Below are 14,355 nucleotides of genomic sequence, written 5' to 3'. Positions count from 1 at the left end.
ATAATATTAAACCCCTACTTTTGCAAGTAGGGGTTTCTTTTTTAGATATGGTTGAGAACCACAATTCTTGCGTACAACATATAGTGGACAGTGAACAATTGCAATTGGAATTACTAATTTTATTATTGATCAACTGGAGGAATGATAAAGAAATTTGGCATTTTATTTCTAATTGGATTAGTGGGGGTATATTTGATTTTGGCCAGATGCGATAGTATCATAGAAAAAGCCACCCAAAACAGAACCTATTGGAACTTAAAAGAGGTTCCCAAAAACAAAGTGGGCCTGGTCCTTGGAACTTCCAACAGGCTGGTAGGTGGCGGATCCAACCCATATTACACAAATAGAATCAATGCAACCCTAGAGCTTTTTAAGGCTGGAAAAATAGACTTCGTACTGGTTAGCGGTGACAACAGTACCCTATACTACAACGAACCTACTGTTTTCAAGAAGGACCTCATTCTTGGAGGAATACCGACTGAAAAAATCTTTTTGGATTACGCTGGTTTTCGCACTTTGGATTCCATGGTCAGGGCCAAGTACATTTTCGGATTGGACAGCGTTACCGTAATATCCCAAAAATTCCATAATGAAAGGGCCATTTATTTGGCGGAACAAAAAGGCTTATATGCCATTGGTTACAATGCCGAGGATCTGTCCATTAAGCATGCATTAAAAGTGCATATAAGGGAATATTTTGCCCGTGTAAAAGTGTTTATTGACCTAGCACTCAATACGCAGCCAAAATTCTTTGGGGAGAAAATTGAAATCAAGTAATCTTAGCTATATTTACTCCTGCTATGTCAATTATGGCTTCCATACAAAAACTGATTAATAACCTTGGTCCTGGCCTTCTTTTTGCCAGTACGGCCATAGGCACTTCCCATTTAGTGCTATCCACCAAAGCAGGTGCCCAATATGGATGGATTATGGTAATCCCCATTTTATTGGCCAACATCTTTAAATATCCATTTTTCGAATTTGGAGTTCGGTACACTAATATAACCAATAAAACACTAATAGAAGGTTACCTAAATCGCGGCAAGGCCTACCTAATCTTTTATGCCATTATTACCTTGTTCAGTACTTTTACCATTCTTGCCGCTCTCTATGTGGTCACATCAGGGTTGCTAATTAATCTTTTTCAACTAACCAATACCCCAGTAAGTGTTGTAGCAGGCGGACTTTTTATTTTAATCTGTGCCCTACTTATTGTTGGACGTTATAAATTACTGGAAATCTCACTCAAGTATGTGATATCCATTTTATTTTTGGCCCTTTTGGTAACTACAATTTTGGTAATCGCCAACGGGAAAGTTACGGAAGTAGAGAACTTTAAAACACCCAATATTTTTAATGAAGTGGGAATCCTTTTTTTAATAGGACTCATGGGGTGGATGCCAACGGCCGTTGAGGCTTCCAGTTGGATAAGTCTTTGGAGCATTGAAAAATTTAAAAATTCCAAACACAAACCAACTTTAAAAGAGGCCCTCCAAGAATTTAAGTTCGGCTATTTCACTACAGCTATTTTGGCCATCTTTTTTATGATTATAGGCTGGTTTACCCTCTATGGCACCAGCACTGAATTGAGCAATAACGCCGTAGTTTTTGCCGACCAACTGGTCCAACTGTTCACTACCAATATTGGGTCTTGGGCTTATATTTTGATAGCCATAGCCGCATTTGCCACCATGTTCAGCACCTGTATTACTGCACACGATGCTCTAAGCAGGGTAAGCGTTGACATTTTAAGCTTGCTGTTCCCTAAAAGGGAGCTTATTAAAAATAGAGGATTTACTATTGGAGTGTTACTATTAGCGGTAATAAATTTTATGGTCATAAGTACCTTTTCTGCCAATATGGGCATCCTAGTTGCCATGGCTACTTTTGTTTCATTTGTTATGGCACCTATCATAGGCTATATGAATCTAAAGAACGTAATGAGCCAGGAGATACCAGAAATGCATAGACCCGACAGAAACCTGCAAATATTGACCTACCTAGGCATACTATTTCTAACACTCTTTTCCGTTTATTATTGTTGGATGCTGTTTTTTTGATTGAAAGCATCCATAAACAACATCAATATTAGAGGAACTAGGTCATGTCCAAGTGATTAATAAAAGGTATTAAACCTAAGGGCAGGCCCTGAACCCAATAATAGGAATCGACCCAAGGGTCGAGGTATTGAACCTAGATCCCGCCGAAAAAGGCGGGATTAGTTCAACTTGCAATTTTAAGTGCGTCTTACTGACTTCTCAAAATTGAGTTTCACTAATAAAGACTTAACACCCAAAATTTGGTTTTTGTATTTGAATCCTTAATCTTTGTAAAATATGAAGAAGAAGCGCAGAATAATGAAATTGATACGTATAAAGAGAAATACAAGGAACGAAAAGCGTTATAATTCCAAAATGGGAATCCTATACACCCGTGTAACGTATATAAAAGAAGTGGTTTTCGGTATTCCTATTAGGACACTCCATAAATACAGAGAAACCTACTACGGCGAAATAAAAGACTGTAGTGCGTGTAATTTGGCAAGATAATCAGCCTTGGCCCTTTTTATAACACAAAGGTCAAAGAAAGGAGTTTCGCAAATTACATAACGCCCTTAATACAGGAGATTGTAATTAAGTACAACTATTAATGATCGCTCGTTCTTGCTGTGCAACATATCCAAGCAAAAAACGCCGTTCTTGCAACCATTCAAGAGTTTTTCCTCACCATAACCTATGGAGTAAAGGATACTCCCGGCTGGTACGCCCTCCTGTAAGAGATACTTCTTAATGGCATCTGCCCTTTTTTGAGATAAAGTAAAATTGGCACTGGAGCCCCCTCTACTATCGGTATGCGATTCCACCCTAAGCTGCAATTGGGGAAATCTAGTCATCACATCGACCACCTTGTCCAATTCTTGGGCAATTTCGGGAGTAATTATGCTTTGACCCTTATCAAAATAAAATTTCTTTAATTTTATTACTGTCTGGTTCTCCTGCTCTTCCACCAAATCATCCAAAAACTTAATTCCCATATTGAAAGCTTTCTCTTGGATTTCATACAATTCCCTGTCTTGATAAGTCACGGAAAATATAGAATGTTTCTCTTTAGTAGCTTCAATGGTAATGTTGTTCTGAAAAGGAATTTCAATATTGTAATCACCATTCTCGTCGGTAAATATTTCTTTAACCAACTTTCCATCTTTGTCGATTAGCCTAACTTGTGCCTTGGAGACCCCATTATTGGAGGTAAGATCAACCACTTTTCCCTTTAGGGCCAAAGTTTTTAATCCCGGTTTTTCTTTAACATTAAATCCATAAATATCATCCCCGCCTTTACCTCCATCCCTATTGGATGAAAAATAACCCAACAGCCCATTGGTTTCATTATTTCTGATAATAAATCCGAAGTCGTCTTTTGATGAATTTATACCTGGCCCAAGATTAATGGGTATGCTATAGGAGTTGTCTGTATGGATGGTAGATTTATAAATATCCATTCCACCAAGGCCATAAAATATATCCGAGGAAAAATACAAACTGTTCTCAAAAATAAATGGGGCAATTTCATTGCCGGGAGTATTAACTCTGGGCCCTAAATTTGTTGGGGACGACATTATCAATCCGTCATTGGTATAAACATAATATATATCTGTACCGCCATAACCATCACCAAAATCAGCTGCAAAAAACAATCGGCCGGTAGCGGCCTCATAAAAAGGATAATAAAAGGAAGTATCGGGATCCCTCAAAATAAAACTGAAAGAACCCTGACTAGTGGCCATACCGATAGACAAGGCATTCTTTCCATTGTCACTAAACTGTAAATTTTCGCCATCGGAATTGGACAGAACATAGAAAATATTGTTCAAATCCTGGGAATAAAAGGGTGTGGCCCTATGGAATTTAGTATCTGGGATACCCTTGAACGGTTGCGGATCCGCAACATTGCCCTGAAGGTCAATTTTGGACTCGTAAATATTAATGTATGCTTCTCCCGATGGACCATAAACCTTCTTGGATCCATCCGGTCTATCACTTGAAAACAACAATTTATCCTTATAAAAAGTAGGTGAGAAGTCGGCCTTTGCACTATTGCCACTTATATTGAATATCTCAAAATCCAGATCCTCATTACTATTGGTAGCTATTAATTCATAATTAAAAATCGAATTCTCCACCAATTCCTTTGGCAATTTATCTTCTTTTGTTGCCAAATAGGCTTTTACTTTTTCTACTTCCGAGGTTTTGGCCAAGGACTGCAACATTTTATTAAAGTGATATTGGGACATAGTAGTATCTTTCTGGTAAATGTCCACGTAGATGTCCGAAGCCTTTTTGTAGTTCCCTATTTTCATATAGGAATCCGCTAGGTTTAAATACTGCGTATTGGAAAGTTTAGATTCCCTCAATTCTTTTTGATATTCAATAATAGCCTGATTGTAGGAATATTCAAAAAACAGAATATCCCCTTTGGATTTCTTTTGCTGTGCAAAACCGAAGGACGACAAAATGATAAAAAATACAACTACTATATTAAACCTCATATTCATCTTTTTTTAGAAAAACCTCGGACTGTCTATCTGTTTAGGCATACCTTTTTGATCTCTTTTATTGTCCTTTTTAGTTTTCCCTATTGATCTACCCAAATAAAACTTTAAAATTACTTCATGCGAACCTTGACTATATTCCCCCAATCCATTCGTATTGTAATCATAGGAATACCCAAGGAACAGACTGTTGGAAATTTGCAATCCGGCCAAGCCGCTTAATGCATTGTCCAATCTGTAGGAAGCACCTAAAGTTACAACATCGCTAATTAAAAAATTAGTAGATAAATTTAGGTTTAAGGGCAGGCCCTTTAAATAGTTCATTAAGAAGGCGGGTTTAAACTTAAGGCCTTCCGAAAAATCAAAAACATAGCCACCTATAAAATTAAACTGCATTTTATCTTCCACAATATTAGCTACCTCGTCAGCATAAATGCCCGACGTTAAAAAATTGGGCACAGATAAGCCCACATACCAATTTTCCTGATACATAAACATCCCCGCTCCCACTGTAGGGTAAAATTTATTAAAGGTGTCCGCATTATTGATCAAGGGCTCATTTGGGTTTTCAAAATCACCTTTGGTATAATCTACATCGAGCAAGGAACCTCCAGCATCTACCCCAAAAGAGAGCTTAGTGTCATCTGATAGCTTCACCTGAAATGAATAGGCCAAGTCTATGTATGTTTGAGTCGTAGGCCCCAATTGATCGCTTACCACATTAAAGCCCAAGCCATTTTTTTCATTGGCCAAGGGTAGATTAACACCAAACCGCATGGTTCGTGGGGCTCCCGGGATCCCAGACCATTGCACACGGTACAGACCTGTAATATCCGGAGTCTCTACGGTACCCACATAAGCAGGGTTAAAACTGCCTATATTGTACATATATTGGGTATACTGAGGTTCTTTCTGTGCAAAAAGCATGCCCGTAGAAAAAATTAGTAAGCAAAAAAACAATAAAATATCTCTATACCCTTTATCGTATATTCTTAAATTCATAGTCTATTTTATCTTATGATTTGAATCCAACCTTTTCGAACTTCCGTTCCATCGCCTAGATCCAAGATATAAAAGTAGGTTCCTTTTGGCAAATCCCCATTTTTACCTGTCCCCATCCAAGTATTGTCATAGCCATTGACAGAAAAAACTTCATTGCCATAGCGATCAAAAATTTGAAGGGTATTATTTGGGTAATCGGTTATACAATTGATAAATACCATATCGTTTATCCCATCTCCATTTGGGGATATCTGATTAAAGAGGAACCCACATTCATCCGACGATCGCGGTGTCACTGTTACACTGGCAGTTGCCCTATCATTGGTGGCATTACTGTCTTCAGGAAAGGAATCCACAATGGCAGCTATGTTCTGATAGGTTCCAATTTCAGGTACAATGGCTGTAATAGTTAAAGTATTGACTTCATCTGCCAAAACCTCGTCCAATTGCCAGACGCCTGCCAATTCATCATATACACCCTTGGTAGCAGAACTACTTACGTATTGAAACCCTGTTGCAGGGCTCACAAGATCGTTGACTACAATATTGGTTACCATAATCTGACTAAGGTTGGTCAGGGTGATGGTAAAAACCACTTCCCTACCTACCAATATACTTTCACTATCCACGACTTTTTCAAGACCAAGGTCTATCTGACAAGCATCGGAAATATTGGGAATACAGGGATTGTCGTTGGCAGGATCCAGTTGATCCACTACACCATCATTGTCGAAATCCAAGATATTGGAATCTAGGGCATCTATTATTCCATCACTATCAGTGTCGATAGGATTATTTACATCTGGCCCCACTTCTACCCCATCTTCAATACCATCGGCATCAGTATCCCGAAGAGTGGGATCCAGTCCTAGAGCAGTTTCATCCCTGTCAAAAAGGCCATCCCCATCACTATCCATAGTACAGGTAGTTACGGATATGGTTACATCCACACTTTCATCTACGCAAGGAGAAACAGCAGTATTTGTGGTAAGCCTGAAGACGTAATCCCCATCTGCGGCGCCCTCAAAATCAACAATATTATCCGCACCAATAGTGATGGTACTCGGAGGGGTGCCTACTATGCTCCATACCCCGGCCGTACCTCCAGTCCTGGTATCGTCCAAATCTACAGTAGTAGGTCCACCCCCAGGTATACTGCAAGCTGAAGTATCTGTTATTGTACCAGTATCTACCAGATCATTGACTGTTATTGTAACCGCTTCCCGCTCGGAGAAACAACCGTTGGCAAAAGCCTCTACATAATAGGTAGTAGTACCACTAACACTTGTGGAAAAGCTACTTCCTTCCTCCAAAGAAGTGCCACCCGATTCCGAAGCGTACCAGAACAAACTACCACCAGCTGTTACCGTTGCACTTATAGTTGCCATACCCGTTCCGCAAATTGTTGCTGGGGTGGTACTCAGTATTTCCGGAGGCTCATTGCGAACAAGGGTTACTTCCAGAGGCGGACTAACACAGTCCGTACTTTCATTATACAAAAAGCCATAAAAGGTAGCCTCAAAATCTATTACGCTGGTATTTAACCTGGCGCCTGTAACCGAAAAATCACTGTTACTGCTCCATATCAGTTCAAAGCCGGCTGGAATAGTGGTATCTGTATAAGCGTCCAAATCTTGGATAAAGGCATCGCAAAAAATAGTAGGAGTACTATTTATTAACGGGGCCTCAATGCAATTATCGTTATCGGCAATAGTACCTACACCCTGATCTTTATCAATTTGGATCAATCCTATGGGATTGGACAAGTTTACAAAAAAGCTTTCTGTTCCTTCAGCTACGGCATCCTCTATAATATCGACTACTATTGTTTGTGTTTCGTTGTTCAAGCCCAAGAAAGTTAGTGTTCCTGATTCAGCTGTATAATCCGTTCCCGCAGTAGCCGTATTATTAGCCGTAGAATAGTCTACAGAGGCCCCTGCCGGAACATTGGCATTTAAGGTAACTGTAAAGGTAGCTGTTGCGTCATTTTCATTTACCACTACATCATCTATGGAGATTCCTGCGACATCTTCGCTGGCTATATTTACAGTAGCACTGCTAGGCGCACCAACGATATATCCAGTGTCACTTGCCAAGCTTACGATTACCGTCTCCAATCCAGCTTCAACTTCTGAATCATTTATAGGGTTCAAAGTTATGAAAGCACTCTCTTGCCCATTCCCAATAGAGACAGAACCAGCTAGGGCTATATAATCCGAACCTGAGACAGCAGTACCACCTACTGTATAATTGATTACCATGGGACTGCCCGTCAGGTTTGCAGTGTTTAGGCCCACAGTAAAAGTCCCTGTATTTAAAGGATTTTCCGCGGCATCAGCATCTGTTGCGGATATTGTTGCAATATAGCTGTCATTATCCACAATAGTTCCAATTCCTTGATCCTTGCCCAGTTGGGCAAAACCAGTTGCATTGGTCAGGTTTACAAAAAAGGTTTCAGTACCTTCAACCAAAATATCCTCAGAAATATCGATTGTAATTGTTCGTGTTTCTCCGTTCAATCCCAAAAATGTAACATTACCTGTTTCAGCATCGTAGTCACTTCCTGCCAAAGCGGTATTATTGGCTGTGGAATAGGATACTATAGTACCGAGAAAAACAGCCCCGTTCAAGGTAACGGTAAAGGTTGCGGTGCCATCGCCTTCATTGACCGAAACGTCGTCAATAGAAACACCGGCAGTATCATTGTCCGCAATGGTCACCGTTGCCCTATTGTTCGGGGCACCTGCCACAGCATAGCCCGTTCCTGCCGCCAAAGTGAGTATTACTGTCTCGGAACCTTCAGCGATTCCATCATCCACTGGGGTGATTGTTATCTGCCCGGTACGTTGGCCATTGGCTATAGATACGCTGGTACCGATGTTCGCATAGTCAGTCGTATTCGTTGCATTGGAACCTCCCGTAGCGATATTGAAGTTTACTACAATGGCGCTACCAGTGGTGTTGGTCGTACCAAGGTCTACCGTAAACTGGCCAGTGGTCGTGCCGGCCTCTGTGGCCGTGGGATCGTTGGCCGTGATGCTTGCCGTATAGCTGTCGTTGTCCGCAATGGTCACCGTTGCCGTATTGTTCGGGGCGCCTGCCACAGCATAGCCCGTTCCAGCCGCCAAGGTAAGTATCACCGTCTCGGGGCCTTCCACAAGCACGTCGTCAACAGGGGTAATAGTAACCAACCCCGTCTGCGCACCGTTCGCTATAGATACACTGGTGCCGATGTTCGCATAGTCAGTCGTATTCGTTGCATTGGAACCTCCCGTAGCGATATTGAAGTTTACTACAATGGCGCTACCAGTGGTGTTGGTCGTACCAAGGTCTACCGTAAACTGGCCAGTGGTCGTGCCGGCCTCTGTGGCCGTGGGATCGTTGGCCGTGATGCTTGCCGTATAGCTGTCGTTGTCCGCAATGGTCACCGTTGCCGTATTGTTCGGGGCGCCTGCCACAGCATAGCCCGTTCCAGCCGCCAAGGTAAGTATCACCGTCTCGGGGCCTTCCACAAGCACGTCGTCAACAGGGGTAATAGTAACCAACCCCGTCTGCGCACCGTTCGCTATAGATACACTGGTGCCGATGTTCGCATAGTCAGTCGTATTCGTTGCATTGGAACCTCCCGTAGCGATATTGAAGTTTACTACAATGGCGCTACCAGTGGTGTTGGTCGTACCAAGGTCTACCGTAAACTGGCCAGTGGTCGTGCCGGCCTCTGTGGCCGTGGGATCGTTGGCCGTAATGCTTGCCGTATAGCTGTCGTTGTCCGCAATGGTCACCGTTGCCGTATTGTTCGGGGCGCCTGCCACAGCATAGCCCGTTCCAGCCGCCAAGGTAAGTATCACCGTCTCGGGGCCTTCCACAAGCACGTCGTCAACAGGGGTAATAGTAACCAACCCCGTCTGCGCACCGTTCGCTATAGATACACTGGTGCCGATGTTCGCATAGTCAGTCGTATTCGTTGCATTGGAACCTCCCGTAGCGATATTGAAGTTTACTACAATGGCGCTACCAGTGGTGTTGGTCGTACCAAGGTCTACCGTAAACTGGCCAGTGGTCGTGCCGACCTCTGTGGCCGTGGGATCGTTGGCCGTGATGCTTGCCGTATAGCTGTCGTTGTCCGCAATGGTCACCGTTGCCGTATTGTTCGGGGCGCCTGCCACAGCATAGCCCGTTCCAGCCGCCAAGGTAAGTATCACCGTCTCGGGGCCTTCCACAAGCACGTCGTCAACAGGGGTAATAGTAACCAACCCCGTCTGCGCACCGTTCGCTATAGATACACTGGTGCCGATGTTCGCATAGTCAGTCGTATTCGTTGCATTGGAACCTCCCGTAGCGATATTGAAGTTTACTACAATGGCGCTACCAGTGGTGTTGGTCGTACCAAGGTCTACCGTAAACTGGCCAGTGGTCGTGCCGGCCTCTGTGGCCGTGGGATCGTTGGCCGTGATGCTTGCCGTATAGCTGTCGTTGTCCGCAATGGTCACCGTTGCCGTATTGTTCGGGGCGCCTGCCACAGCATAGCCCGTTCCAGCCGCCAAGGTAAGTATCACCGTCTCGGGGCCTTCCACAAGCACGTCGTCAACAGGGGTAATAGTAACCAACCCCGTCTGCGCACCGTTCGCTATAGATACACTGGTGCCGATGTTCGCATAGTCAGTCGTATTCGTTGCATTGGAACCTCCCGTAGCGATATTGAAGTTTACTACAATGGCGCTACCAGTGGTGTTGGTCGTACCAAGGTCTACCGTAAACTGGCCAGTGGTCGTGCCGGCCTCTGTGGCCGTGGGATCGTTGGCCGTAATGCTTGCCGTATAGCTGTCGTTGTCCGCAATGGTCACCGTTGCCGTATTGTTCGGGGCGCCTGCCACAGCATAGCCCGTTCCAGCCGCCAAGGTAAGTATCACCGTCTCGGGGCCTTCCACAAGCACGTCGTCAACAGGGGTAATAGTAACCAACCCCGTCTGCGCACCGTTCGCTATAGATACACTGGTGCCGATGTTCGCATAGTCAGTCGTATTCGTTGCATTGGAACCTCCCGTAGCGATATTGAAATTTACTACAATGGCGCTACCAGTGGTGTTGGTCGTACCAAGGTCTACCGTAAACTGGCCAGTGGTCGTGCCGGCCTCTGTGGCCGTGGGATCGTTGGCCGTAATGCTTGCCGTATAGCTGTCGTTGTCCGCAATGGTCACCGTTGCCGTATTGTTCGGGGCGCCTGCCACAGCATAGCCCGTTCCAGCCGCCAAGGTAAGTATCACCGTCTCGGGGCCTTCCACAAGCACGTCGTCAACAGGGGTAATAGTAACCAACCCCGTCTGCGCACCGTTCGCTATAGATACACTGGTGCCGATGTTCGCATAGTCAGTCGTATTCGTTGCATTGGAACCTCCCGTAGCGATATTGAAGTTTACTACAATGGCGCTACCAGTGGTGTTGGTCGTACCAAGGTCTACCGTAAACTGGCCAGTGGTGGTACCGGCCTCTGTGGCCGTTGGATCGTTGGCCGTGATGCTCGCGATATAACTGTCATCATTATTAATTGTAATAGTAGCACTATCAGTAATATTTACGGATTCAACAGTTCCTTGTAAATTTCCCATACTAACAGTAAGATTCTCATCAAGTTCAACAAAACTATCAGATGTCGGCAGAACTGTAAAAAATTGTTGTTCACCTGGATTTCCCGCAAAAGTTAAGGTAAAAGAACTAACTGCGGTATAATCATTATCCGCAATTGTCGCGGTACCATCCGCTGTCGAAACATCCACAGTAAAACCACCAGGTACTGCAATATCCAGAGTAGCAGTTATCGTAATGGAACCATCATCTTCGTTTCCATTTTCATCCTCAATAGTTACAGACTGCCCAAACCCATTAAACCCAAAAAACAATATTGCACATAAAAAAGTCAAACTTCTCAGGTAGCGTGAAATTAAAAATGTGGAAAGTAGATTATGTAGGGTATTTATTTTCATAGCGGGTTATATCATTCTAAGATTCAAACAGGGAATGGCCTTGCCATATCCCCAAAATAGGGAATCAATATTAAGAAAAAATACCCCATAAGCCTAAGAATAAGGGTTAAATATAAAATTATCAGATAAACGGCAAAAAACTATTACAAAGCCATTTAAGAAAGCTCCGCAGACATAGTTTCAGCTGCAGGATGAATTTTTTTCACCAAGCCCTGAAGTACCTTCCCCGGTCCAACTTCCGTAAACAAAGTTGCTCCATCGGCCACCATTTGCTGCACGCTTTGTGTCCATTTTACCGGAGCCGTTAATTGGGCAATTAAATTGGCTTTTATAGCCTCTGGATCCTTAACCGCTGTAGTAGGCACATTTTGGTATATGGCACAACTCGGTGTCTTGAAAACGGTATTTTTTATAGCCGCTGCCAACTCTTCCCTTGCAGGCTCCATTAAAGGTGAGTGAAAGGCCCCGCCAACTGGTAGCACCAAAGCCCTACGGGCACCGGCCTCCTTCAACTTTTCACATGCAATATTAATGGCCTCCACCTCACCGGAGATGACCAATTGTCCCGGACAGTTGTAATTGGCAGGCACAACAATACCTGGAATTTCCGCACAAACTTTTTCTACTATGGCATCATCCAATCCCAAAACGGCCGCCATAGTACTTGGCTGTATTTCACAGGCCTTTTGCATGGCCATTGCCCTCTGGAACACCAATTTCAATCCATCTTCAAAATCCAAGGTCCCATTGGCCACCAAAGCAGAAAATTCTCCCAAGGAATGCCCTGCCACCATATCCGGTTTAAAACTTGATCCCATAACCTTGCTCATGATTACGGAATGCAAAAAGATAGCCGGCTGGGTTACCTTTGTTTCCTTTAAATCCTCAGGGGTACCTTCGAACATAAGGTCTGTAATGGAAAAATCCAAAATTTCATTGGCAGTTTCGAACATTTTTTGCGCTAAAGGATACTTTTCATAAAGATCCAATCCCATTCCTACAAATTGCGCTCCTTGTCCTGGAAAAATATATGCTTTCATACGTTTGTTTTAATACTGTTTAATTTTATTGCAAAAATAAGATTATTTAATCAGGAGTTTACCCGTAATTCCAGGAATTAGTGCTCATTTAGATGTTCAAATCATAGCATTAGCAATATCCACCCTACAATAATTTTTGGAAATTACTCCTTAAACCAACTGGAATATTTTACATAAGCATTGGCTATACGTTCTACCTCCCCTACACTTAAGTCGGTACTGATATCCTTAATTTTTTTTGCCGGCATTCCCGCGAATATGGAACCTGAAGGTACACGGGTTCCCTTGGTAACCACAGCTCCGGCCGCAATGATACTATTGCTTTCCACAATACAATCGTCCATGATTATACTGCCCATTCCTATTAACACATTATCATGAACGGTACAGCCGTGAACAATGGCGTTATGACCTATGGAAACATTATTGCCAATATTGGTCGGCGACTTTAAATAGGTACAATGTATTACAGCACCATCCTGCACGTTTACCTTATTACCCATTTTTATATAATGAACATCACCTCTTAAAACGGCATTGAACCAAATGCTGCATTGGTTTCCAATAACTACATCGCCCACAATGGTGGCATTCTCCGCAATATAACAATCCTCCCCTATCTGGGGCGATTTACCATTTATGGTCTTAATCATCTTAGTTTATTCGTTTATGTTTTTTTGGTTTCTAACATCCGTTACTTGCTAAGGTTTGACACCACCTAATATCAGAAGTTCTCGACTGCGCTCGAACGAACAATGGGGGTATTTTATACATTGGACTTTCCCGTTTTTCACTATTAATTATTAACTGTTGATTGTTCACTATTTACAATCTCAAGTTTACTTCAATTTCTACCCCTCTCAATCTTCCTATTTTCATCCGGTGGCTGAGCCTGCCCGTTCCGTTCAGGCGGGCGTAGCCGAAGCCACAAGGTAGTAAACATCCCTGATTGCTGTTGACCGTATGCCGCTCATTACTATTTTTCATCTCCGATTTCGACTCCGCTCAATCTCCAACGTGCAACCTTAGACTTTGGGCAAATCTACGCTATTCAAAAAACGACAGCAAATCCTTCTTTTTGGAAGCAGACACCAAAATTTCCTTTCCGTTGGAAATTACCACACTGCCACCCTTACCCTTCTTATACTTAACGATCTCATTTACATTTACCAGATAAGATTTATGGACTCTGGCAAAGGTATAGTCGGACAAGGCATCCTCAAAATATTTAAGCGTTTTACTCACCAAAATTTTTTGTTTCTCCAAATACAGTTCCGTGTAATTGTCATCCGCTTTGCAATATAAAATATCCGACACATTCAACACCTGAAAACCATCTTGTTGCGGCAAGGTTATTTTTCCATCCACCTTATTAAATTTAGGGGTAAGAACTCGATTCTCGATCGCCTTTTCCTTCTCCCTTATTGCAGCTACATAGTCTACTGCTTTTATTAGTTCGTCTATGCTAATGGGCTTCATTAAATAATAGGCGGCGTGGGCATTTAGTGCATCTACGGCGTACTGGTTATAGGCAGTGACAAAAACGGTCTCAAAATTACGGTCAGGTAGCTGATCCAACAAATCGAAAGCATTTCCAAAAGGCATTTCCACATCCAAGAATACCACATCAAGGTCGTTGTTATTGATCAGGGCAAGCCCTTCCTTAATGGTTGCCGCTTCCCCTACCAAATTAACGGCAGGACAATATTTGGCCAAATAATTACGTAGAATTTCCCTGCTATTTGCTTCATCTTCTACAATTAGGGCATTTAACTTCATTCTC

Annotated in this window: 9 protein-coding genes; 3 read left to right on the top strand and 6 right to left on the bottom strand. The window is 43.0% G+C overall.

Translation table 11 applies throughout. The features are described 5' to 3' along the window. Window positions 1-141 precede the first annotated feature (141 nt). The 3 genes from U735_RS0103145 (at window position 142) to U735_RS25190 (ending at window position 2,549) form a co-directional block, all read left to right on the top strand. Window positions 142-777: a SanA/YdcF family protein gene (locus tag U735_RS0103145; RefSeq protein ID WP_031442437.1), complete on the top strand. Its 636-nt coding sequence runs from the start codon at window positions 142-144 to the stop codon at window positions 775-777. Window positions 778-809: 32 nt separating this feature from the next. Beyond that, window positions 810-2,060 carry an NRAMP family divalent metal transporter gene (locus U735_RS0103140; RefSeq protein ID WP_031442436.1) on the top strand — a complete coding sequence of 417 codons (1,251 nt, stop codon included), beginning with the start codon at window positions 810-812 and terminating at the stop codon, window positions 2,058-2,060. A 297-nt stretch (window positions 2,061-2,357) separates the two neighbouring features. Further along, window positions 2,358-2,549, top strand: coding sequence for a hypothetical protein (locus tag U735_RS25190; protein ID WP_083260619.1), 192 nt, complete (start codon window positions 2,358-2,360; stop codon window positions 2,547-2,549). 65 nt (window positions 2,550-2,614) lie between these two features. Here the strand turns inward: U735_RS25190 and U735_RS0103135 are convergent, their stop codons facing one another. The 6 genes from U735_RS0103135 to U735_RS0103110 all read right to left on the bottom strand — a co-directional run bounded on the left by U735_RS0103135 (window position 2,615) and on the right by U735_RS0103110 (window position 14,351). After that, a complete protein-coding gene (locus U735_RS0103135) occupies window positions 2,615-4,546 on the bottom strand; it encodes an OmpA family protein (RefSeq protein WP_031442435.1) in 1,932 nt (643 codons plus the stop codon). A gap of 12 nt (window positions 4,547-4,558) precedes the next feature. Continuing rightward, the gene (locus U735_RS0103130) at window positions 4,559-5,551 is read right to left on the bottom strand and encodes a PorP/SprF family type IX secretion system membrane protein (protein WP_051891849.1); all 993 of its coding nucleotides are present in this window, start codon (window positions 5,549-5,551) and stop codon (window positions 4,559-4,561) included. Window positions 5,552-5,559: 8 nt separating this feature from the next. After that, window positions 5,560-11,532, bottom strand: a complete 5,973-nt coding sequence (locus U735_RS24375; RefSeq protein WP_034247983.1) for a Calx-beta domain-containing protein — start codon at window positions 11,530-11,532, stop codon at window positions 5,560-5,562. Between the two features lie 155 nt (window positions 11,533-11,687). Further along, on the bottom strand, window positions 11,688-12,572 hold the full coding sequence (gene fabD, locus U735_RS0103120) for an ACP S-malonyltransferase (RefSeq protein WP_031442432.1): 885 nt from the start codon (window positions 12,570-12,572) through the stop codon (window positions 11,688-11,690). A gap of 143 nt (window positions 12,573-12,715) precedes the next feature. Continuing rightward, window positions 12,716-13,225, bottom strand: coding sequence for a gamma carbonic anhydrase family protein (locus tag U735_RS0103115; protein ID WP_031442431.1), 510 nt, complete (start codon window positions 13,223-13,225; stop codon window positions 12,716-12,718). Window positions 13,226-13,619: 394 nt separating this feature from the next. Then, the gene (locus tag U735_RS0103110; RefSeq protein WP_031442430.1) at window positions 13,620-14,351 is read right to left on the bottom strand and encodes a LytR/AlgR family response regulator transcription factor; all 732 of its coding nucleotides are present in this window, start codon (window positions 14,349-14,351) and stop codon (window positions 13,620-13,622) included. Window positions 14,352-14,355 lie beyond the last annotated feature (4 nt).

The organism is Arenibacter algicola, assembly GCF_000733925.1.
GTDB classification, from domain to species: Bacteria; Bacteroidota; Bacteroidia; order Flavobacteriales; family Flavobacteriaceae; genus Arenibacter; species Arenibacter algicola.
Note: the sequence above shows the minus strand (reverse complement) of the source record. Positions and strands in the feature narration are given on the sequence as shown.

Coding starts and splice junctions, on each gene's coding strand:
- U735_RS0103110 (WP_031442430.1), bottom strand. CDS start 14,351: ATGAAGTTAAATGCCCTAATTGTAGAAGATGAAGCAAATAGCAGGGAA.
- U735_RS0103115 (WP_031442431.1), bottom strand. CDS start 13,225: ATGATTAAGACCATAAATGGTAAATCGCCCCAGATAGGGGAGGATTGT.
- U735_RS25190 (WP_083260619.1), top strand. CDS start 2,358: ATGAAATTGATACGTATAAAGAGAAATACAAGGAACGAAAAGCGTTAT.
- U735_RS0103145 (WP_031442437.1), top strand. CDS start 142: ATGATAAAGAAATTTGGCATTTTATTTCTAATTGGATTAGTGGGGGTA.
- U735_RS0103140 (WP_031442436.1), top strand. CDS start 810: ATGGCTTCCATACAAAAACTGATTAATAACCTTGGTCCTGGCCTTCTT.
- U735_RS0103135 (WP_031442435.1), bottom strand. CDS start 4,546: ATGAGGTTTAATATAGTAGTTGTATTTTTTATCATTTTGTCGTCCTTC.
- fabD (WP_031442432.1), bottom strand. CDS start 12,572: ATGAAAGCATATATTTTTCCAGGACAAGGAGCGCAATTTGTAGGAATG.
- U735_RS0103130 (WP_051891849.1), bottom strand. CDS start 5,551: ATGAATTTAAGAATATACGATAAAGGGTATAGAGATATTTTATTGTTT.
- U735_RS24375 (WP_034247983.1), bottom strand. CDS start 11,532: ATGAAAATAAATACCCTACATAATCTACTTTCCACATTTTTAATTTCA.